The 21,615-nt window shown below is 50.8% G+C and carries 20 protein-coding genes and 1 other RNA gene; all 21 read right to left on the reverse strand.

Features of this window, described 5'->3' with window-relative positions; genetic code table 11:
- Window positions 1-10 precede the first annotated feature (10 nt).
- Window positions 11-442, reverse strand: coding sequence for a 50S ribosomal protein L13 (rplM, locus tag FAH66_RS10450; RefSeq protein WP_003684605.1), 432 nt, complete (start codon window positions 440-442; stop codon window positions 11-13).
- Between the two features lie 178 nt (window positions 443-620).
- Window positions 621-801: non-coding RNA, 6S RNA (gene ssrS / locus FAH66_RS10455), on the reverse strand.
- Between the two features lie 9 nt (window positions 802-810).
- Window positions 811-1,113, reverse strand: a complete 303-nt coding sequence (locus tag FAH66_RS10460) for a cell division protein ZapA (RefSeq protein WP_137041536.1) — start codon at window positions 1,111-1,113, stop codon at window positions 811-813.
- A gap of 11 nt (window positions 1,114-1,124) precedes the next feature.
- Window positions 1,125-1,448 (reverse strand): hypothetical protein, encoded by a 324-nt coding sequence (locus FAH66_RS10465; protein WP_208648074.1) that lies wholly within the window; start codon window positions 1,446-1,448, stop codon window positions 1,125-1,127.
- A gap of 74 nt (window positions 1,449-1,522) precedes the next feature.
- Complete coding sequence (locus tag FAH66_RS10470) at window positions 1,523-2,512, reverse strand: NAD(P)H-dependent glycerol-3-phosphate dehydrogenase (RefSeq protein ID WP_137041538.1); 990 nt, start codon at window positions 2,510-2,512, stop codon at window positions 1,523-1,525.
- A 135-nt stretch (window positions 2,513-2,647) separates the two neighbouring features.
- Window positions 2,648-4,807: a polysaccharide biosynthesis tyrosine autokinase gene (locus FAH66_RS10475; RefSeq protein ID WP_137041539.1), complete on the reverse strand. Its 2,160-nt coding sequence runs from the start codon at window positions 4,805-4,807 to the stop codon at window positions 2,648-2,650.
- 26 nt (window positions 4,808-4,833) lie between these two features.
- Window positions 4,834-5,283 carry a low molecular weight protein-tyrosine-phosphatase gene (locus FAH66_RS10480; RefSeq protein WP_137041540.1) on the reverse strand — a complete coding sequence of 150 codons (450 nt, stop codon included), beginning with the start codon at window positions 5,281-5,283 and terminating at the stop codon, window positions 4,834-4,836.
- Between the two features lie 171 nt (window positions 5,284-5,454).
- Window positions 5,455-6,582, reverse strand: a complete 1,128-nt coding sequence (locus FAH66_RS10485; protein ID WP_003684536.1) for a polysaccharide export protein — start codon at window positions 6,580-6,582, stop codon at window positions 5,455-5,457.
- Between the two features lie 43 nt (window positions 6,583-6,625).
- Window positions 6,626-8,527, reverse strand: coding sequence for a polysaccharide biosynthesis protein (locus tag FAH66_RS10490; protein ID WP_070631178.1), 1,902 nt, complete (start codon window positions 8,525-8,527; stop codon window positions 6,626-6,628).
- Window positions 8,528-8,635: 108 nt separating this feature from the next.
- The gene (locus FAH66_RS10495; protein WP_137041541.1) at window positions 8,636-9,811 is read right to left on the reverse strand and encodes a DegT/DnrJ/EryC1/StrS family aminotransferase; all 1,176 of its coding nucleotides are present in this window, start codon (window positions 9,809-9,811) and stop codon (window positions 8,636-8,638) included.
- Complete coding sequence (locus tag FAH66_RS10500) at window positions 9,804-10,583, reverse strand: methionyl-tRNA formyltransferase (protein ID WP_137041542.1); 780 nt, start codon at window positions 10,581-10,583, stop codon at window positions 9,804-9,806. Before FAH66_RS10500 ends, FAH66_RS10495 begins: the two co-directional genes overlap by 8 nt.
- Before the next feature lie 13 nt (window positions 10,584-10,596).
- Entirely contained in the window at window positions 10,597-11,289 is a 693-nt protein-coding gene (locus FAH66_RS10505; RefSeq protein ID WP_137041543.1) for an HAD family hydrolase, read from the reverse strand.
- Window positions 11,282-12,256, reverse strand: coding sequence for an ATP-grasp domain-containing protein (locus tag FAH66_RS10510; protein WP_137041544.1), 975 nt, complete (start codon window positions 12,254-12,256; stop codon window positions 11,282-11,284). Before FAH66_RS10510 ends, FAH66_RS10505 begins: the two co-directional genes overlap by 8 nt.
- Entirely contained in the window at window positions 12,243-12,860 is a 618-nt protein-coding gene (locus tag FAH66_RS10515; protein WP_137041545.1) for a sugar transferase, read from the reverse strand. Before FAH66_RS10515 ends, FAH66_RS10510 begins: the two co-directional genes overlap by 14 nt.
- Window positions 12,853-14,025: a glycosyltransferase gene (locus FAH66_RS10520; RefSeq protein WP_137041546.1), complete on the reverse strand. Its 1,173-nt coding sequence runs from the start codon at window positions 14,023-14,025 to the stop codon at window positions 12,853-12,855. Before FAH66_RS10520 ends, FAH66_RS10515 begins: the two co-directional genes overlap by 8 nt.
- A 13-nt stretch (window positions 14,026-14,038) precedes the next feature.
- Entirely contained in the window at window positions 14,039-15,109 is a 1,071-nt protein-coding gene (locus tag FAH66_RS10525; protein WP_137041547.1) for a glycosyltransferase family 4 protein, read from the reverse strand.
- Window positions 15,106-16,416 (reverse strand): O-antigen ligase family protein, encoded by a 1,311-nt coding sequence (locus FAH66_RS10530; protein ID WP_003684579.1) that lies wholly within the window; start codon window positions 16,414-16,416, stop codon window positions 15,106-15,108. Before FAH66_RS10530 ends, FAH66_RS10525 begins: the two co-directional genes overlap by 4 nt.
- Before the next feature lie 42 nt (window positions 16,417-16,458).
- Window positions 16,459-17,886, reverse strand: a complete 1,428-nt coding sequence (locus tag FAH66_RS10535) for an oligosaccharide flippase family protein (RefSeq protein ID WP_137041548.1) — start codon at window positions 17,884-17,886, stop codon at window positions 16,459-16,461.
- 168 nt (window positions 17,887-18,054) lie between these two features.
- Window positions 18,055-19,362 carry a nucleotide sugar dehydrogenase gene (locus FAH66_RS10540; protein WP_004520865.1) on the reverse strand — a complete coding sequence of 436 codons (1,308 nt, stop codon included), beginning with the start codon at window positions 19,360-19,362 and terminating at the stop codon, window positions 18,055-18,057.
- Window positions 19,363-19,920: 558 nt separating this feature from the next.
- Complete coding sequence (gene ribD / locus FAH66_RS10545; protein WP_137041549.1) at window positions 19,921-21,039, reverse strand: bifunctional diaminohydroxyphosphoribosylaminopyrimidine deaminase/5-amino-6-(5-phosphoribosylamino)uracil reductase RibD; 1,119 nt, start codon at window positions 21,037-21,039, stop codon at window positions 19,921-19,923.
- A 14-nt stretch (window positions 21,040-21,053) separates the two neighbouring features.
- Complete coding sequence (gene nrdR / locus FAH66_RS10550) at window positions 21,054-21,506, reverse strand: transcriptional regulator NrdR (protein ID WP_070631158.1); 453 nt, start codon at window positions 21,504-21,506, stop codon at window positions 21,054-21,056.
- Window positions 21,507-21,615 lie beyond the last annotated feature (109 nt).

The following is a 21,615-nucleotide window of genomic DNA, read 5'->3' on the forward strand; positions in this document are numbered from 1 at the left end:
CGTGTCCTTATTATTTCAGTTCCAAAACTTTAGGTTGTTGTGCAGCGTGACCGTGTTCGGCGCCGGCGTACACTTTCAGTTTTTTGATCATGGCGTAGCCCAGAGGACCTTTAGGCAACATGCCTTTTACGGCTTGTTCCAAAGCGCGGCCTGGGAATTGCTCTTGCATTTCGCGGAAAGTACGCTCGTAGATGCCGCCTGGGAAACCAGAGTGACGGAAGTATTTTTTGTCTTCGAATTTAGCACCGGTCACGCGCAGTTTGTCTGCGTTGATGACGATGATGTAATCGCCGGTATCAACGTGAGGGGTGTATTCGGGTTTGTGTTTGCCGCGCAGACGGTGTGCGACTTCGGCTGCGACACGACCCAGAACTTTGTCTTCTGCGTCAATGACGAACCATTCGCGCTTCACCTCGTGGGGTTTTGCAGAGAAGGTTTTCATGGTTGGAATCCAGATATATATAGAAAGTTATGGATTTTAAAGAGGAGATTGGCTTTTGTCAATCTTAATTGAGTGTGTTTGATGCATGAATATGCGGTTTTTTCAGACGGCCGGAAATCTTTACGAAAGTCTTTACTTAGAAAGGGAAAAGCCACACCTGTCGGTATGGCTTTTTTAGGGAATCCCCACGAGTGCCGTTTAGGCTGAATCCGCTTGAACCTTGCTGACAAGGCGGTCACCTCGGGTAGTTTCGGGTGCGTCCGATAAACGGACACTCGCGCCCACTACAGCTCCCGGCAACCTAAAGCGAACTTATTGGTTCAAAGGAATATATGCCTTCGCGAACACCGCAGGGAAAAGGGGAAAAATCAGTTTTGCTCCAAGCGCGCCAGTGCTTTTTGGCACGCGTTGTTCATGTCGGTTATTCTACGCTCAAATTCACCGATTGCCAAATCGTCGTTGAAGGTGGTTTTCAAGAGGTCGTGTACGACGTTGAGGGCTGCCATGACGACGATTTTGTCCGTGCCGACGATGCGGCCGCTTTCTTTAATTGCGTCGCTTTTTTTGTTGAGCATTTCAACGGCTTGCAGGAGGGTGGCTTTTTCTTCACTCGGCGTGTTGATGGTGAAGTTGACATTCATGATGTCGAGATTGACTTGTTCGATACTCACGGGGCGTCCTTTTATTGTTGTGTTTCTTGGGGCAATCGGGCAATGAGGCTGCGGATTTGGTCTACACTTTGGGCCAGCGCGTTGCGGTAGTTTTCTTTTTCGGCAGTCAGGTTGTCAATTTTGCTTTGCAGGTCTTCTTTGAGTTTGCCGACTTGAACCAGCAATGCTTCGCTGAGTTCGTCAATGGCCGCGTCGTGTTGGTGTTTTTGTTGCTCTTGCTCGAGTTTGAGTCTGTCGATTTCTTCGTTGAGACGGCGGTTTTCTGAAACCAGCGTTTCAAATTTTTGGACAAGTTGGTAAACGTTGATTTCCAGATTGTTCAGTGATTGGTTCATGTGTTTCCCTTCAGACGGCCTTATGGCCGTCATATTGTGCGCTAGGCCGTCTGAACGGCAGTCGGCGCGACCGTTTATTCGAAGCGCGCGCTTCGTTCCATCAGTCGTTCAACGACTTGCTGCGGGGTCATTTCTTTGCGGATGAGTTGCAGCAAGGTTTGGGTGATGGGCATATCGATTTGGTATTTGGCGGCGGTGTTGAAGACTTCTTCAATGGTGCTGACACCTTCGGAGACGTGGCCGATTTCGACAAGCACTTGATGCAACTCTTTGCCTTCTGCGAGACCGAGGCCGACACGGCGGTTGCGCGAGAGTGCGCCGGTACAGGTCAGGATAAGGTCGCCGATGCCTGCCAAGCCCATCATGGTTTTGGGTTGTGCGCCCATGGCGATGGCAAGGCGGGTGATTTCTGCAAGGCCGCGTGTTACTAAGGCAGCGCGTGCATTGAGGCCATATTCGAGGCCGTCTGAAAGGCCGGTGGCAATCGCCATGACGTTTTTAACGGCACCGCCCACAGCGACGCCGATGACGTCGGTGCTGCCGTACAGACGCATCACGTTGGTGTTTAGTTGGGCAGTGGTTTCCTCCACCCAGTCTTTGTTTTCGGAAGCAAGCACGACGGCGCAAGGCAGTTGGGCTGCAAGTTCTTGGGCAAAGCTCGGACCTGAGAGAACGCCGATTTTTTTATTGTTAGGCAGGACTTCTTTCAGTACTTGGAAAGTCAGAAGGCCGGTATCTTGTTCAAAACCTTTGCAGGCGGCGAGAACGGGAATATCGGCAGCGTTATGCTGTTTGAGCAGCTCGGCGCTGCTTCTGAGGCCGGCTACGGAGGTAACGATCAGAGCAAGTTGGCTGTCTTTCAGCGCTTCGCCCAAATCGGCGTGAACGGTCAGGGACTCAGGGAAAGGGAAGCCGGGCAGGCCGCGTTTGTTTTCGCGATCTGCTTGCAGGGCGCGGATTTGGTCGGGATTGCGTGTCCAAAGGGCAACTTCATTGTTGTGGTGCGCAAAGTGCAACGCGAGAGCTGTACCCCACGAACCTGCGCCGATGACGGTAATTTTCATGTTTCTCTTCCATATGGGAACGGGGTTTACTTTAAAACAAACGGCTTTGGGGTGCAAGGGCAGCGTTTGTGAAAAATATTTTGTGCCGTTTAAAAAGCCTTAGGCCGTCTGAAAGTTCAGACGGCCTGCTTCGGTTTATGATTTATTGTTACCGGAATGGTAGGCATCGTAGGCGTAGTAGTCGTAGCTGTTGTTGGCTTCGCGCTTCATGCCGTTGAGAACGACACCTTTGATGTTGATGTGGTTTTGTTTGAGGCGTTCGACGCTGGCCTCAAGCTCTCGTGCACGCGTGTGTGCATAACGGCTGATCATCAGGACGGTGCCTGCATGTTGGCCGATGATGACGGCGTCGGTAACGGCCAATACGGGCGGCGTGTCCAAGATGACGTAGTCGTAGCGTTGGCTAGCGTTGGCAAGCAACTCGTTGAAACGGTTGTCCATCAAAAGCTCAGACGGATTGCTAGGATAGTTGCCGCTGCTGATGAGGTGGAGGTTTTCAATGCCGGTCTCTTGTACGGCTTTGGCTGGAGCCGCTTTGCTGTTTAGGATGTCAGACAAGCCGAACTCGGGGGTAAGGCCGAAGAGTCGGTCAAGGTAGCCTTTGCGCATATCGGTATCGATAAGCAGAACGCGTTTGCCTGACTGCGCCATTACGGTGGCAAGGTTGGCGGAGATAAAGGATTTACCTGCTTCAGGCGCGGCACCGGTAATCATGAGGACGTTGTTAGGCGCGTCCAGCATGGAGAAGTAGATATTGGTGCGCAGGGCGCGGATGGCTTCGACGGCCGTGTCGGTACGGTCTTCGCTGGCCAGCAGATAGTTGGAACGGCCGCCGGTTTTCTTGAATTTGCTTTTGAAGAAGTCGCGTTTTTGCTGGGTTTTGGAGTGTGGAACAAGAGCGACGACTTCCAAATTGAGGTTTTCGATTTCTTCGGACGAAGTAATGCCGTTTTTCATACGGTTGCGAATCATCAGCCACAAAGTGGTCAATGAGCCTGCGGCAAGTGCGCTCAGGAGTGTGATGACGGCTTTGCGCGGAGCAACTGGGTTTTCAGGGACATAGGCATAATCGACGATGCGGACATTACCTTGCGCACTGGCTTTCATAATGTTGAGTTCTTGTTGTTTGCTCAACAGTTGGACGTAGGTTGCTTGGTTAGTTTCTACGTCGCGGGTCAGGCGGATAACTTCTTGTTGGGTATTCGGCAACTCGGCGATTTGTTGGTTGATTTTGTTTTTAGCGCGCTCGAGGACGGCAAGTTTGTCCAATACGGCTTTATAGGAAGGGTGTTCCGGCGTGTACAGCTCGGCCAAACCTGCTTCTTCGGTTTTGAGCAGGGTGATTTGGGTTTCGATGCCGGTCAGGCTTTCCAATGCGCCTTTGGACTCGAGCGGAATGTCGAGGGAGCCTGATTGTTGGCGGTAGGCATTGAGTTTGTTTTCAGCGTCTTGCAAGGTTTCTTTCAAGCGTGGCAATTCTTCGCTGATGAAGGCCAAACCGCTGGATGCAACTTGGACGTCGCGTTCGCGGTTTTGCGCAACGTAGTTGTCGGCAATGCTGTTGAGGATGACACTGGTACGTTTAGGGTCAGTGCCGGTAAAGGTAAGGTTGATGATGGGGCTGGTTTTACCTTTGCTGATGACCGCCAGTTTGTTTTGGATGTTTTCGATGGCGCTGATGCGCGAGAACTTGGTCAACGCAAATTCTTGACCCGGATTGGCTAAGATTTGATCGATTTTGAGGGTGGTTTGATTGTTGATTTTCAGAGGTACGCCGACCTTGCCTTCTACAACGCGTTTGTCAGGCAGGGTAAGGGTATAGGCTTTGTTGCTCTTGGCGGTCAGCGTGAAGGTTTTGTTGAACCATTCGTCTTGTACGGTAAAGCTGCCGACGGTCAGTTTGGGATCGGGGTCGCCGCTGACGTTGTGCATCAGGCTGCCGATAACGGGTGTATATTTGGCTTTGACTTCTTGGTCAAGCTGAAGGTCGTCAACGGTTTTACCCAGTACCAAGCGTGATTGAACCAGCTCGACTTCTGCTTCAGACGGCGTGGTTTGGTTGTTGAAGATGCTGTTGATTTCGGTCAGGATTTGGTTTTGTCGCGTTTCAATTTCCAGCATGGCGTCGGCACGGTATTGCGGAGTGGATGCCAGGCTGAAGGCTGCGCCAAGAATGCCGCCTGCAAGCAGGGCGGCGAGGATTTTGTATTTATTTGTCCAAATTACGCGCAGCTGTTGGCCGAAGTCGATTTCGTCGTTGTCTGCGCTGTAAGGTGTGTAGGTCGTTTTTTTCATTGCTTGCTTTCTTGTTCATGCCGGTTTTATACCGGTTGAGTTTTTCCGTTTAGTTTGGTTTTCCAAGTGTCTGCGGCAGCATTGAGCTGTTCAAAAACGGCTTCAAACATTTCGCTGCTTTGTTTGTATGGGTCAGGTATGGTTTTTTTAGGCAACCATTGGGCAAACAGCATGGTTTTGCTGCGTGCCGGCGGATGGATGTCGGCCACCATATCGATTTGACTGGGCTCCATGACGAGAATCAAATCGGCCTGTTCGCACATCAGGGCGGTCAGTTGGCGTGGCGTATGGCCTGCAACGATGACGCCGTGTTTGAGTGCGGTTTTAATGGCCTGGAAATCGGCATCCTTACCTGCCAGTGCTTTTATGCCGGCGCTGCTGATTTGATGGCCGGGTAGTTTTTTCTGCATGATCCGCTCTGCAGTGGGGGAGCGGCAGATGTTGCCTAGGCAGACGATGAGTATGTTGTGGTACATGATATTGTTTTCGGTTTATGGTCTGAAAGAAACGTGAGTCAGACTATAAGATACTGCTTTTCCGTTTGTGCGGTGTGTACGGCTTTTGTATGCCGTTTATGTAATTAGCTTGGATTGTGCGTGATTTTGTATCCTGCTGTCAAACAAGGGTCTGACAGCAGGAACCACTGTTTATCTAAACGTATTGTCGAGGGTGTTGACGTTGCTGATGGAGTTGGTAATTTGTGACATTACGCGGTTCCAACGGGTAACCGGGGCGGCGGTAACGTAAACGGTATCTTCCGAACGCAGTTTGAATTCGCTGCCCAATGCGTAAGAAGTCGCATCTTTCAGGTTGAGCTGATAGATGTGGATAGGTTTGGCCGCGTCTTCTGGTGCGCGGCGGATTACGAATACGCCGGTTGCGTCAGCATAGTTTTGGTTCATGCCGCCGACTTCTCCGAGCGCTTGGGTCAGGTTGAGGCCGTGATTGCCGATCGGCAGTGTGGCTTGTTTGCCGACTTCGCCCATGATGTAGATTTTGTTGTTGCTGCTGTTAGGAACGTAAACGATGTCGCCATGGCTGAGAAGATGGTTTTGCGACATATCGCCGTATTGCAGCATGTCTTGCAGGGAGATGGTGCGGTCGACGCCGTTGTGCGTCCATTTGATGTGTTGGGTGTCGGCACTTTGGGTAACGCCGCCTGCTTGGTTGATGGCATCCAAAATGGTCATCGGGATATTGGTAATCGGCAGCTGACCTGCTTGGTTGATGGCACCGGATACTGAAATGCGTTGCGAACGGAATTCGGTAACGTTGATGGCTACTTGAGGGTTTTTGATGTAGCGTTTCAGAAGGTTGGTCAGGGTGTTTTGCAATTCGTCCAAAGTTTTGTCTTTGGCTTGAATTTTGCCTGCCAGCGGGTAAGTAATATAACCGCCCTCATCTACCCAGGCCCCGCGGCTGACTTGGTTGGTTTGCGGGTTGCTTTGCTGGATAGGGGAGTTAAGGTCGGAGTGCGCCCAAACCATGATATTGAGGACGTCGCCGCTGCCGATGCGGTAGCGGTAAGCGCTTTTGCTTTGCTCCAAACCTTGGTTGTTTTGGGAAAGTACAGGCGGCTTACGCATTTTTTCAATCAGGTTGGGCGTGATGGGGTAAACGGCAACGCGGCTGTCGAGGTTGGTGTCGGCTGCGGTGTCGGTATCGGTGTAAACAATGGTTTTGGTTCTGGTTTTGATGGTTGAACCAGGAATGACTGTCGTGCTGTTACAGGCAGTCAGTGCGAATAGAGTAAGCAGGGAGAGCGTTTTTTTCATGTAGTAGTCCTTGCGGGATGGTGTCCGGGCCGTCTGAAAATGTTCAGACGGCCTTATTGTTTTGTTGCCAAACCAAGTCGCAGATACCGTCTTTAGGTACGAAGCCTGTCGGTGCGCGCAGCAGAAGCTGGCGCAGGCTGTTTTGGTCGCTTTGGAGACAGGCAGTATGGAGTTCCGACAGTATGTCAGATAATTGCGTCCATGGAAGCATTACTTCACTGGCGGTCATAATACGGGGATGAGTGGTTTTTTGTACCTCGTCGCCGATGAGCAGTTCTTCATAAAGTTTCTCGCCCGGGCGCAGGCCGGTAATCTTGATTTCGATGTCGCCGTGTGGGTGTTGCTCGTCTTTGACTTTGAGGCCGCTGAGGACAATCATTTGACGGGCAAGGTCGATGATTTTGACGGATTCACCCATGTCGAGGACGAATACGTCGCCGCCTTTACCCATTGCGCCGGCTTGGATAACCAGTTGCGCTGCTTCGGGAATGGTCATGAAGTAGCGGGTAATGTCTTGGTGGGTCAGGGTAATCGGGCCGCCTTCGGCAATTTGTTTTTCAAATACAGGGACAACGGAGCCGGACGAACCCAATACATTGCCGAAACGCACCATGCAGAAGCGTGTTTTTTGTTCCGGCTCGGCGGCAAGGGCTTGCAGGCAGAGTTCGGCCATGCGTTTGCTGGCGCCCATGGTATTGGTCGGACGGACGGCTTTGTCGGTGGAAATCAAAACAAAGGTGGAAACGCCTACATCTACGGCAGCCTGCGCGCAGCAGAGTGTGCCGAACACGTTGTTTTGAATGCCTTCGATGGTGTTGAACTCGACCATAGGAACGTGTTTGTAGGCCGCAGCATGGTAGACGGTGTCGACGTGATAGGCCTTCATGATGCTGCTAAGGCGTTCTTTGTTTTGAACCGAACCCAAAAGCGGTACGACTTCGACTTGACTGCCTTGCGCGGCTTGGGTTTCGCGCAATTCTTTGTCTATGCTGTACAGGGCAAATTCGGACAATTCAAACAACAGCAGTTTGGTCGGACGGCAGTTGAGAATCTGACGGCAAAGTTCGGAGCCGATAGAACCGCCTGCGCCGGTCACCATCACGACTTTGTCGCTGATGTCGGCGCTCATCAATTCAGGGCGCGGTGCCACAGGGGCGCGGCCGAGCAAATCGACCACAGAGATTTTTTTCAATGAGCTGACGTTGATTTTCCCGTCAACCAAATCTTTCATGCCCGGAATGGTCAGGACTTCGCATTTGTATGCTTCGAGGCGGCGGATGATGTCTTTGCGTTCTTCCGGCGTAGAACTTGGAATCGCCAGCAGAATTTTGCGGACGCCGTAGCGGCTGATTAGCATCGGGATTTCATTGGGGTTGTAGACGGCAAGATCATAGATGACGGTACGTTGGATTTTCGGGTTGTCATCGACAAAGGCAATGGCCGAGTATTCGTTAACCTGTTTGATGGCTTCCAACAACTGGCGGCCGGATTGGCCTGCGCCGTAGATGATGACGGGTGTCATTTGTTTGCGGTGATGGTCGGTCAGAATCGCGCGCAGGATCATGCGCGAGCTGGTTACGCCGACCACCAAGACCAAGAAATAGACGATGGGCAGGGCAAGATGCAGTTTTTGTTCAAAAATCAGGGTGGTCAGGCAGAACAAGACCGCTGAAATGATGCTGCCGAATGCGGCTGAAGTCAGGACGCGGATGCTGACGAAGCGTGTGACGGCGCGATAGAGGCCGATACGGATGAAAAGGATGATGGTCAGCACAGCAGTGCTACCAAAAGCCAGCCAGTTGGCGATGCTCAACCATTCGTCGGAATATTGTACTTTGAGGCTTTGAGCAAACCAAAACGCCACGAATATCATCAAGATATCGTGAATGACGAAGAAGGTTTTTTTAAGGTTGCGCGGCAGAGCCAGCAGGGTTTCCAAGTTCATTTTATATTTCTTGTGTCTGAGTGTTGTAATGTGGCTTGGTACGGATTGTTTGAAGCAGGCTGTTTTATTTTTTCAGACGGCCTGAAGTTGCAGGCCGTCTGAAAATGATTATGCCGTGGCTTCAGTCAATACGGCTTCGATGTTTTCTTTGCAGAACGCAATTTCTTCATCGGTCAGGGTTGGGTGTACCAAGAACATCAGGCTGGTGTCGCCCAACTCGACAGCGTTTTTCAAACTCTCTTTCGGACGCCAAGGCGTGTTGTCGAAGGCTTTTTCCAAATACACTTCGGAGCAGCTGCCTTGATAGCATGGGACTTTGCGTGCGTTCAGTTCGTTGACGATGCGGTCGCGCGTCCAGCCGTCTTTCAGGTGTTCGGGTTTGACGAAAACATAGAACTTGTATTGCGCGTGTTCGATGTAGTCGGCAACTTCAACCAAACGGATGCTGGCAAATTTGCCCAAGCTTTCAGCCAGTTTGGCAGCGTGAGCTTGACGGCGGGCAGTCCATTCGGGCATGCGTTTGAGCTGGATGCGGCCGATGACAGCCTGCATTTCCATCATGCGCCAGTTGGTGCCGAAGCTTTCGTGCAGCCAGCGGAAACCGGGTGCGTGTTCGCGGTGGTACACGGCATCGTAGCTTTTGCCGTGGTCTTTGTATGACCACATTTTGCTCCACAGCTCTTTGTCGTTGGTGGTTACCATGCCGCCTTCGCCGCCGGTGGTCATGATTTTGTCTTGGCAGAACGACCAAGCGCCGACGTGGCCGATGGAGCCGACGGATTTGCCTTTGTATTTCGCACCGTGCGCTTGGGCGCAGTCTTTGATAACCCACAAGTTATGTTCTTTGGCCAAAGCCATGATGTCGTCCATTTCGGCAGGCATACCGGCAAGGTGAACCACGATGATGGCTTTGGTGTTTGGCGTCAAAGCGGCTTTGATGGTTTCGGCGCTGATGTTTTGGCTGTTTAAATCCACATCGGCGAAAACCGGATTTGCACCGGCGGTCACGATACATGACGCGGAAGCCAAGAAAGTGCGCGAAGTGACAATCACATCATCGCCTTGGCCGATGCCCATTGCTTTGAGGGCTACGTCCAAAGCCAACGTACCGTTGGAAAGGGCGACGGCGTATTGTGTGCCGACAAAGGCAGCAAATTCTTTTTCAAATTCGCGACATTCCGTACCTGTCCAGTAGTTGACTTTGTTGGACAGCAGGACTTTGGAAACGGCATCGGCTTCTTCTTGAGTAAAGCTTGGCCATGGGGAGAGTGATGTATTAAGCATTTGTTTTTCCTGCGAAAAGACTGGTTGAGCCTTTGGGGGCGATTTCTTCCAGCAGCTGGCGGTTGATCAGGGTGTATTTCTGACCGTTGATTTTGACGTATGCGCCGTCGTACGGCGGAAACCAGAACGCGCGGATTTTTTTCTCCACATCGTCGCCGTCGCGGATTTGCTTCATGGCTTCCATTTCGTCACGGCTGACATAGCGGCCACCGATGTTTGGCGTGGTCGGCAATTTGGTTTTCGACTCGATGGCGCGGGTGATGATGCGTCGTGCGAAATCTTCCAATGCCTGCATGGTTTTGCGTTCGAGCGATTGGGCAGTTTCTGTTTCAGCGTCGATAGGGAAGCGGTCCACTTCGATAATTTCGCCGGTATCGATGGAAGCATCAACGTAGTGGGCGGTATTGCCCCATTCGTTCAGCTCGTCCATGATAGCCAGATTGTAGCCGCCTGTGCCTTTGTATTCGGGCAACAGCGCAGGGTGGAAGTTGATCGTGCCTAAAGTCGGAATGCTCAGGAATTCATCACGCAGCTTGCGCCAGTAAAGGACGGACAAGCCCAAATCGTATTTCAGACGGCCTTCTCGCATTGCTTCCAAAGCCGTATCGAAGGTGTACAGGGGCAAGCCCAATTCCTGCGCGGCGGCCGTGGTCGGCGAGCCTTGCAGATGGCTGTCGGTCAAGACACCGACGATTTCGATATGGTCTTGTTTGGTCAAAAAACGAAGCAGGTTGGCGGAAACCTGTTTACGACCCATAAATAAGATTTTCATGGAGAAATGTCCCTTATGCATTTGCTTTTTCGGTGGCGGAAGTTGTCAGTGTAGTCAATTCTTCCAGGGTGTTTATCCAAAGGGTGGGCTGGTATTCACGACCGTATTGCTCGGGCTCGGCTTGATGAATATTGTGCGGCTTAGGCATGATGCCTATGGAGAGCCACCCCAGTTTGTTGGGTGCGACAAAATCTTTTTTGATGTTGTCGCCGATGTAGATGAAACGTTTTGCAGCCGGATATTTGTTTTGCAGGAAGACAAAACGCTTATCTTCGGGTTTTTCCGATTGCATGGCTTCCGAAATCAAAATGTCGTCAAACAAATCGGTCAAACCCAAGGCCTGTATTTTCAAACGCTGTGTCAGACTGCGGCCGTCTGTAATCAGGGCGCGTGCGGCAAAAGGGCGCATCAGCTTCCGTAAAAAAGACGGTTCGACATAGGGTCGGATAACAGGCCTGTGTAGTCGATATTGCCACAAAAGTGATTGTTTCTCTAATTCGTTTAATTTGCAATGATGGCACAAATTATCGAGCCAGTCTTTACTTTTATTGTCTGCAATTTCATTTAGTACGTCAGCATTGTATTGAGGATAAAGCGACGTAATTATCCCTACAACTGCCTGTATTCCGGAGCATTTGTAGTCGTACTCAGAGTAAAGCGTATCGTCAAGATCGAAGACGATGACGGATTCTTCCGGCTTAATCATGTTCTCTTACCAAAACTTTAGCATCGTAACGAAGCATGATTAAATTGTTTTCCCAGTCGTCGGAGAAAGGGATGTCTTGGCCGCCGATGTATTCTTGAATCAGCCAGCCCGGATAGTTGCCGCCTGCGGCGTAAGTCAGCGGGAAACCGCCGCCGAAACGCGGGTTGATTTCCACACCGTAGGTCGTGCTGTCGGTTTTGCTGACGAAGAATTGCGCGGTAATACAGCCGCGTGCGCCTTCCAATACGGCCATTTTTTCAACCAGCTCTTCATATAGGGCATTGCGTCGGGTTGCGCCTTTGCTGACTTCGCCGGTACGCACTTCCAAACGTTCGCGAGGAATGGCGCATTTCAGACGGCCTTGACGGTCGTAATACATATCGACGGTAAATTCGGAGAAAGTATTCTCGATATCGATGTATTGGGCGAACATCATTTTCGGGTCTTCGGTAATGTCGACAGTCAAATCAGCCGGTGCGTTGATTTTTTTCGCACCGATGGCTCGGCTGCCGTCATAAGGCTTGGCAAAACATGGGAAAATCAGGCGGTCACGTTCGTAAATTTCAGGCGAACGGATACTGTATTGTGCAAACAGGCCTGCGGTCAGGCGCTTGTCGCAGCACAGGGTAATCAGCTTTGCATCGGAAATGACAATATGTATTCCTTCAGCTTCAAAACGGTCACGTGCTTCGGCCAGTTTGAGCAGCTCGGTATCGATGGTTGGCACAATCAGACCGATGTCGTGTTGTTGGGCCAGCTCGAGAATGCTGTCAATGTATTCGGCTGCATCGATACGCGGCACACTGAAAGCGCGGTCGGCAACATGGCAGGCAGAAGACATGTGTGGGTTGAGGTCAGTGGCAAAAACGCCGATGCCGTCTGAAAAACGTGCGGCTTCGGTTTGAAAGTCCTGCACCAATTCGACACGGCGACCTGCCGACAGAATCAGTATGTTATTTTTTTTCATCAGTTTTATTACCCGTGAAATAAGGCATGGTGGCTTCTCCTTCGGCTGAGATGCCTTCTTTGACGAAGATTTTTTTAACCGTCAGGAACAAAATTTTGATATCCAGCCAAAAGCTGAAGTTGTCGATGTACCAAACATCGTGGGCAAATTTTTCATCCCATGAAATGGCGTTGCGGCCATTGACTTGAGCCCAACCGGTCACGCCCGGTTTCATTTCGTGGCGGCGGTTTTGGAAGTCGTTGTACAACGGCAGGTAGTGCATCAGCAGCGGACGAGGGCCAACTAGACTCATCTCGCCTTTTAAGACATTCCATAATTCAGGAAGTTCGTCCAAACTGGTGGCACGTAATTTTTTGCCGAAAGGGGTCAGCCGCTCGCTGTCCGGTAGCGGGTTGCCGTCTTTATCGACTGCATCGCGCATGGAGCGGAATTTGATCATTTTAAACGGCTTGCCATCTTTGCCCGGCCGCTCTTGGATGAAGAACACGGGCGAGCCTAGGTTTTTGCGGATGAGGTACACCAAAATCAAAAACACAGGCGACAGGATAATCAGCCCTGAAGCGGAGGCAACAATGTCAAACAGGCGTTTGAAAAATTTATTCATGAGCTAATCTTTCAATCAGGTTGACGATTTTTTGATACGCCACATCGCGCTTGAAGCGGCGGACGATTTCGTCGGATTGAACGGGGTCGTTTTTGCGCGCCAGAATATCTTTGGCGGCTTGGACGAAGCTGTCTACATCGCCGGAACGGTAGTCCGCATGCGGCAGCAGGGTGAGGACTTCGGCGACTTCGTCGTTGACCTGGCTGTTTAAAATCGGTTTTTGCAATGCCATATAGTCGGACAGTTTGTTGGTAATCGACTGCATGGCGTAGGAATGGATGGCGTTGACGGAGATGTCGCAGCCTTTGGCGACCGACATCATTTCGGCGTAGGGGACGTAGCCGTAAAACTGGATGCCCTCGCAGGCGTATTGTTTGAGCCTGTCCAAATCGGGGCCGCCGCCCATGATGTGCAGCTCTACATTTTCGCCGTCGTCCAAAAGTTTCCGAATGCCTTTGCACACGGTTTCCACGTCATAGCTGTAACTGAGCGTACCCAAGTAGAAGAAGCGGGTTTTGTCGTTGCCGAAGTCTTTTGCCGGCGCGGCATCGAGTTTCGGAAAATCCGCGCCGATATAGACGACTTCGCCGGGTACGTTCGGATTGGCTTCTTTGGCGCGGTCGAGGTAGGTCTGCGATACGGCAACCAGCGCGTCGGCGTAGCGGTAGGCACGGTTGGCGCGGGAGGAGAAGGGCAGCAGGTTGTGCGGGATTTTTTTCAAAAACGGCACGACCGAGGAGAAGGATTCAGGCCATACGTCCTGCACGTCGATAATCAGCTTGTAGCCCAAACGCGCTTTGTGTTCGCCCAAAAGCAGGTTGGTGGCGATCAGCGGGTAGGCGGAAAAGACGACGTCTTGTTCGCCCGGACGGCAGTTTTCCAACCATTTTTCAAAATGTTTGACGAAGCGGTGATGGCTGGTTACGCGTCCTAAAGACACGTTTTTGCTGTATCCGCTTTCTTCCAACAGCATGACTTTCAGACGGCCTTGTGAGGCGGCCTCGGCATCTTCGGGCCGTCTGAAAGATTTGTCGTAGTGCTTGAAGTTGCTGGTAATCAGCAACACGTCATGTGACTGCGACAACAGCTCGGCAAGATACCAGAAGCGGTTGAAATGCGGCTCGGACGGCAGCGAGCAATAAGGGGCGACGATGGTAATGTTCATGTTTCAGACGGCCTTACATTTCGTACGCAGCCATGGTGGTGCGGTAGATTTCGTCGTCGGAGCATAAGGTTTCGACGTGTTTGTGCAGGGCTTTACCCATTTGACCGCGCAACTCTGGATGCTTGATGAGTGTATCGACGGCTTCGATAAACGCTTCGTCATCGCCGAAAGGAATGCAGTAGCCGGTTTGACCGGTGATGACCATTTCGGAAATGCCCGCCATGTTGTAGGTCACGACAGGCGTGTCGTAAAGGCCGGCTTCCAAAATATTGTTACCGACACCTGCGCCGTGGTCGCCTACGCAATGCGGCGTGTTCACCAAAATATCGACTTCTTTGAAGTAGCCGGTCAAGTCGCGGACGCCGCCGAGGAAGGTGACTTTGTCTTCAATGCCCAAACGTTTGGCTTGGGCTTTGAGGTTGTCCATTTCTTCGCCGATACCTGCAACGTTGAGGCGTACAGGCATACCGCGGTCAACCATTTTCTTCAAAATATCCAACATCAGATGCACGGCGCGGACGGTGTCCAAACGGGAAAGCGTGCCCAGTTGGACATAGTCTTTGACCGTTTTTTCAGGAACGAAATCCGCTTTGTGCAGGGCGTTGTAAGTGTAGGTGATGCGGTTGGCAGGGAAACCGTAACGGATGAGTTTTTCGCGTTCGTGTTTGCAGTTGCCGATGATGTACACGCCCAGCTTGTCGAAAAGCTTGGCAATTTTTGGATAAGTTTCCGGATCAAGGCCGCGCGCGTGGTAGAACACTTTGGTTTTCGGCGAAGCGAGCTTGGCTGCAATGGCGCAGGCTGGAACGATACGCGCCATTTGGCAGTGAATCACATCAGGTTTTTCTTTTTTCAGCAGCTTCATATAGGCAAACATGCCTTTGACGTAACCCAAAAGACCGCCTTGGTAAAAATCAATCGGCTGCCAACGGATGCCCAATGCTTGCGCTTCCTGAATCAGAGGGCCGTCTGAAGAGGCCAATACGATATCGTGTCCGCGTTGTTTGAGCAGGCGGCCGAGGCGGAAAGTGGCGTTTTCAGTGCCACCGAGACCGGACATGGAGGTAGTCAGGATGATTTTCATGATGGTTTCTTCGTATCGTATAGTGTTTCGTTGTATGCGTAAGCGGCCATATCTTTCAGCTTGGGCGCAACAAATACGCTGTAAATAAAAATCAGCAGGCAGGGCAGCCAGATAAACGGCATACGTAAAATGGTGGATGGAATAAAACCGGCCAGCAGGAAAATGCCCAAGGTAACCCAAGCCAGTACGCGTGATTTATTGGTTAGTGCACGGCTTGAGGCAGTGTAGAGGAAATAAAACGCTACAAATGCAATAAAGCCGAGCAGGGAAATTATGCCGAAACCCAAATACAGTTCGATGATAAAACTGTGCGGATTTTCAAAACCCACGCTGTTACTCAAGTGGCCGCCGAAATATTCGCGGAAGTTTTTAGGACCGTAACCGGTCAGCAGCAGGGGCGGATTGTTCCAGAAGTAGTTGTAAATCTCCTGACGGTAGGACACGGAGTTGTCGCTGCCCAAGTCGTACAGGAAGAGGTACACGCGGCTGGAAAAACGTTCCAAAAACTGGTTGCCGTTGAGCGACAGCAAAAATTCCGCAATCGCGCGTGACGGAATCATCGACAACACCAACGCCAGCAAACCAGCTACGCCGACTGTAATAAAACCGTTTTTGCGATAGGCCGTATAAACCAGCAAAATCAACAGGTAACAGCCGATGGCGGTACGCGATACACTGGCGAAAATGGCCATGCCCAACAGCAGGAACAAACCCCAGCCCAGTAGTTTTTCTTTGTGTTTTCGTCCTTGGAGTTGGAAGAAAAACAAAATGGCAGGTGCAAGGCAGACTGCGGTGGCGGCAAGGTTGTTCGGGTTAAAGAACAAGCCTTTGAGTGAACCTTCATCAATAGCCAATTCATCGCTGGCGCTCACAAACTGAATGCCGGTGGCCAACTCTGCAAAAGGCGGCACGGCGATAAACAGCGTAAATACGATGAGGAACTTTTGAATCGTTCCCAAAGGGTCGTCGGCACGTTTCGATACTTGGTAAAACAAGTAGAAGAAAGCCGGAATCGCCATAAAAAACAAAATATCCATGTACTGCGTCGGCGTCAGCGACGTAATACCCATGTGGATGGCAGGCCAGATGCACATGGCGGTCAGGGCGCAGAGCATGGCAAAAATCTTGCGCGGAATATGCTTGCTTTCCAGAAAAAATACGACAAAACCAAGCAGTACAAATATCAGGGTCAGCGGGTTGTCGATACGCGGCACGCCGACCTTAAAGGACAGCGCGGGTCCCAGCATATAGGCTGCGAGCATGATGTATAGGATGTAAGTGTATAAGTTCAGACGTTTTATTTTCATGGTCATTCTGTTGTTATCGTAGAGACGTGAATCTCAGGTTGGCTATTTTGCCGAACGGTTTAATTTGGCTTTGATTTTTTCGGCCGCGGCAAATAGTGCGTGTTTGTATTTTAGGAACAGGAAACCCAGTCCGACTGCCCATGCCAGCGCAAACCAAATGTAGTTGTCGCGCGTACCCAGCCAAGTGTAGGCAAGGCAGATCATCAGGCAGAGCGTTGAATTGGTATAGATCTTCAGGCGCGGCAAAGGTTGCCATAGGCGTGAAGAGAATTCGGTTTTAAAGATGAAAAACAGCCAAAAAGCCGTTGCGCTGGCCATAGCCGCACCTTTTGCACCGAATTTCGGTACCAGCAGATAGAGCAGGGCGGTATTGGCGATAAAGGCAACGATGTTGATGACGGTAATCAGCCAAGTCGAGCGGACGACGTTCAAACCGATGCCGCTGACTTCGGTCAGCGTGTAAAACAGGGGGAAGAGCATACACGAGAGCAGGATAAATTGAACCTGTGTGTATTTTTCCGGCAGTATCCAGGTCACCATCGGCGAGAAAATCCCAATGAGGCAAATCATTGCGCTGATGAGGACGGTCATGGAAAGCGTGATGTCGCCGATTTTGTCCAGATTGGTTTTTTCTTCTACCCATTTGAACACCAAAGGCGCCCAAATGGTGGAAAACACACTTTGGAAAATCAGGGCGACGGCACCAAAGCTGACTGCCATCGAATAAATGCCCAATTCGTCCAAACCCGAGATGTCTTTGAGGACAAAGCGGTCAATCGAAGTCAGGCCCCAATAGGCCAAGTTGCCGAATGCCAGCGGCAGGCCGTAGCGCAGGCCGTCCCGATGCAGCTCGGGCGACCATTTCGCATGGGAAACGGCTTGCAGGTCTTGGCACAGCTGATATATCAACAGTACAACGGTCAGCACTTGGGCTGCGGTGTAGGTAAAAACCAGCGAAGTAGTATTGGTAGGCAAGCCGGAAGCAATCACGGCAAAAACCAACACCAAAATCAAGAATTTCGGCGCAAGCTGGCTGACGGAAAAAGCCAATGCCTGCTCTTTCATCCGCAAAATCAGGGCTAAAAAACGGGTAATCAGCGTGGTGGCCAAGAAAATCAGAAAGAGAATCCCCAAATTTGCACTGGGGATGTCAAAAATGATTTCAGACGGCCATGATGCGTTTATCAATAACACTAAAACCACAACCGCCACAGTCAGAATCAATGGCGATAAAAAAACGGATTTGAACAGCGCGGCCTTGTCTTTAACGGCGTAATAGTCACGAATATAGGATTGGTCCAGCCCCAAGCCCAAGAGCAGAATACTCAGTCCGGCAATGGTCTGCAAGAGTACGATACGGCCGATGTCTTCCGCAGGGAAGTACCATGAGATGAGTGGCAGGGAAAGCAGGCCGAAAGCGGCGCTTCCTACCGGGCCCAATGCGAAGCCGAGGATTTTTTTCGCGTTCATATTATTTGTTTTCAGACGGCCAGAAGTTCGAGCTGAGCGTTTTTCGTAAGGTATGTGTTGTTACCGTTGCCGGTTTGCCAAGGCCGTCTGAAAAACAAATGGCCTTGGGAAACCGGCCGCCGTCCCGGTCGGGGAAACCGGAGGCAGCCGGGCGCGTCTGAAGCAAGATTATGCTTTGATGACTTTAGGATTTTTTACTGGGAATTTGCCGCGTGTATCGACAATCAGTTTGGCATGTTCGGTGATCATGTCATAGTCGAATTTGTCGTGATCGGTGGTCAGAACCACGCAATCGTATTGGGCGACAGTTTCAGGGGTCAGCGCTTCGCTCTTCAGGTCGAAGTAGTGGTGGCCGGGGATGTGCGGGAACTCTGGAACGTGCGGGTCAGAGTAGGAAACCACTGCGCCCAGTTTGTGCAGGCGGTCCATCACTTCCACAGACGGGCTTTCACGCATATCGTCCACGTTTTTCTTGTAGGCGATACCCAATACCAAGATTTTGCTGTCTTTGATAGAACGGTTGTGGTCATTCAAAGCCAGGCCGACTTTTTCGATAACGTAGTCGGGCATATGGGAGTTCACTTCACCGGCCAGCTCGATGAAACGGGTGTTTACGCCGTATTCGCGTGCTTTCCAAGTCAGGTAGAATGGGTCGATAGGGATACAGTGGCCGCCCAAGCCTGGACCTGGGTAATAAGCAACGAAGCCGAACGGTTTGGTTGCAGCGGCATTGATGACTTCGTGAATGTCAATGCCCATTTTGTCGGCAACAATTTTCATCTCGTTCACCAGGCCGATGTTTACGGCGCGGTGGATGTTTTCCAGGAGTTTGGTCAGCTCGGCAGCTTTGGTGGAGCTTACTGGAACAACTTTATCGATGGCGGGTTGGTACAGCGCAAGGCCGACTTCCAAACAAGCAGGGGTATGGCCGCCGATGACTTTTGGAATGGTACGGGTTTCAAAGTTAGGGTTACCCGGGTCTTCGCGCTCAGGAGAGTAAACCAAGAACACGTCTTGACCGACTTTCAAGCCACCTTCTTCCATGCGCGGCAGCAATTCTTCTTCGGTAGTGCCGGGGTAGGTGGTGGATTCCAAAGACAGCACTTGACCGGCGCGCAGGTAAGGTTTTACCGCATCGGTAGTGTCAATCACAAAGCTCATGTCCGGCTCGCGGTATTTGTTCAGCGGAGTCGGTACGCACAAAATGACGGCTTCTACTTCGCCGATGCGGGAGAAGTCGGTCGTTGCTTCAAACAGGCTGTTGGAAGCAGCGGCAATTTTGTCGGAAGGGATATGCTCAATGTAGCTTTCACCTTTGTTGAGCTTGTCGACTTTGTTGGTGTCAATGTCGAAACCCAAAACTTGGTAACCGATATCCACATAGCGCAACATCAGTGGTAAACCGACGTAGCCTAAGCCAACGATACCGATTTTTGCGGTCTTATCGGCAAATTTTTGTATCGTAATGTTTTTCATGATGTCTTTCGTTTAATGAATGAGTAAATCGGGATGTTTGCCCGATGCCTGAGTTGTTTGCTGCAACCGCATAGCCATAGCCGGCTGCCATATTGTGTGAAGCCTTAAACCCATACTTATAATTACACTAGACAAAATCATAAGCACTTATCTGATTCGTCTCAATCAAAAAAGTTTAATGGTCGTTCAGACGGCCTATAAGGCATGAAAACGGTATTTTTGAATGCTTAATTTTTAGAAGTTACATTCAACTACATGTTTTGATTTTAGATATTGTTTTGTCAAATGCATGGTTCATGAAATGAAACTACCGTTTATGCCGTTTAAAACCCTTCTAGAATAAAAACTTTTAATAAATTTTCGTGGCTTAACTTATCTTAATAATCCATTATTTCGTGATGAAAAAAGGAAAATTTGTCGATAATCAGCTTGAGGATAGTTAACTTAAGTCAAAGTTTTAAATTGAAATACGCTATAGTCATTATAATATATTGACGAAAAAATTACATTTATTGCTATATAAATGATAAATATATTCTATTGAATATGATTTAATTATTAAGCTGAGGCAATTAGACGGATTTTTTTTTGGAGAACCCATTTAATGTCCTGCCCGATGATTTCCACCGATTGACTTTGCCAAGGGCCGTCTGAAAGTAGGGCGGCCGGATTTTCAGAAAGGGAGAAAAGAGGTTTGCCTGCGCCTAACAGTTTCGGCGCTTGGTAGAGGACGATTTCATCCACCAAGTCATCCTTCAGGAAGGCTGAAGCAAGTGTGGAGCCGGCTTCTACCAGAACTTCGCCAAAGCCAAACTCTGCCAGTTGCGGCATGAGTGAAAGAAGATTGATGCGGCCGTTGATGTGTTCAGACGGCCTGATGATGCGGATATGTTCAAATGTGCGTAGAGCCTGCAAACGTTGTTCGTTTGAGGAAAGGGTAACGATAACGGTCGGGCTTTCAGTATCGGTAACGAGGTGGCAGTCCAAAGGGATTTGCAGTCGGCTGTCCAAGACGATACGCGCAGGTTGGCGCAGGGTGGGGAAGCAGCGGACGTTGAGTTTCGGGTTGTCGGCAAGTACGGTACCGATACCGGTCAAAACGGCGCAACTTTCGGCACGGAGAATTTGTACGTCTTCGCGTGCTGCTTCGCCGGTAATCCAAAAGCTGCGGCCGTCTGAAAGGGCGGTTTTGCCGTCTAAACTGGCGGCGCATTTGAGGCGAACAAACGGTCTGCCGCGTTCGATACGCGACAGGAAACCGCGGTTGAGTTCGCGCGCCTGAGCTTCCAACAAACCGCTTTCGGTACGTATTCCGGCGGCTTCCAGCATAGATAAGCCTTTGCCTGCGACCAACGGGTTAGGGTCAGTCATGGCGGCGACCACGCGCGTTACGCCGGAATGAACCAGCGCTTCGGCACATGGCGGTGTGCGACCATAATGGCTGCAAGGTTCCAGCGTGACATAGGCGGTTGCGCCTTTTGCCGCCGCTCCGGCCTGCCTCAACGCATGAACTTCAGCGTGCGGTTCGCCTGCTTTGACGTGGAAACCTTGTCCGACGATTTGGGCACCGTGTGCAATTACGCAGCCGACGCGGGGATTGGGGGAAGTAGAAAACCGCCCAAGCTTGGCCAGCTCGAGGGCGGTTTGCATCATTTGGGTATCAAGTGCGGAAAACATGGTTTCAGACGGCCTTATTTGGCTTTACATTCGGCAATGACTTGGGTGAATTCGGAAACGTCTTTAAAGCTTTTATAGACAGACGCGAAGCGGACATAAGCGACTTGATCGATTTTTGCCAGCTCTTCCATTGCCATTTCACCAACGATGTGCGAAGCGACTTCTTTTTTGCCCAAACGGTAGAGGCGTTGCTCGATAAGGGCAACGGTTTCATCGATTTGTTCTTGCGTAACAGGGCGTTTGTGCAGCGCGCGCTCAAGGCTGGTCTGCAGTTTATGCGGATTGAAGGGAACCCGTGTGCTGTCGGATTTGATGACTTGCGGCATCCGCATTTCAACGGTTTCAAAGGTGCTGAAGCGTTGTCCGCATTCCAAGCATTTGCGACGGCGACGGATGCTGTTGGTGTCTTCCAGCCATCGCGAGTCGGTTACTTGTGTGTTGGGGTGTTGGCAAAACGGGCACTTCATCGGGTTTCCTTGTCATACGCTCGGCAAGGTCGCTAAGCAATTGAATTTATTGTTTGTGACCTATTATTGTAGCGGATTGCGCTATTTTCGTATAGTAAAGGCTTTTTCG

Origin of the sequence: Neisseria subflava, from assembly GCF_005221305.1 — a bacterium.
GTDB classification, from domain to species: Bacteria; Pseudomonadota; Gammaproteobacteria; order Burkholderiales; family Neisseriaceae; genus Neisseria; species Neisseria subflava.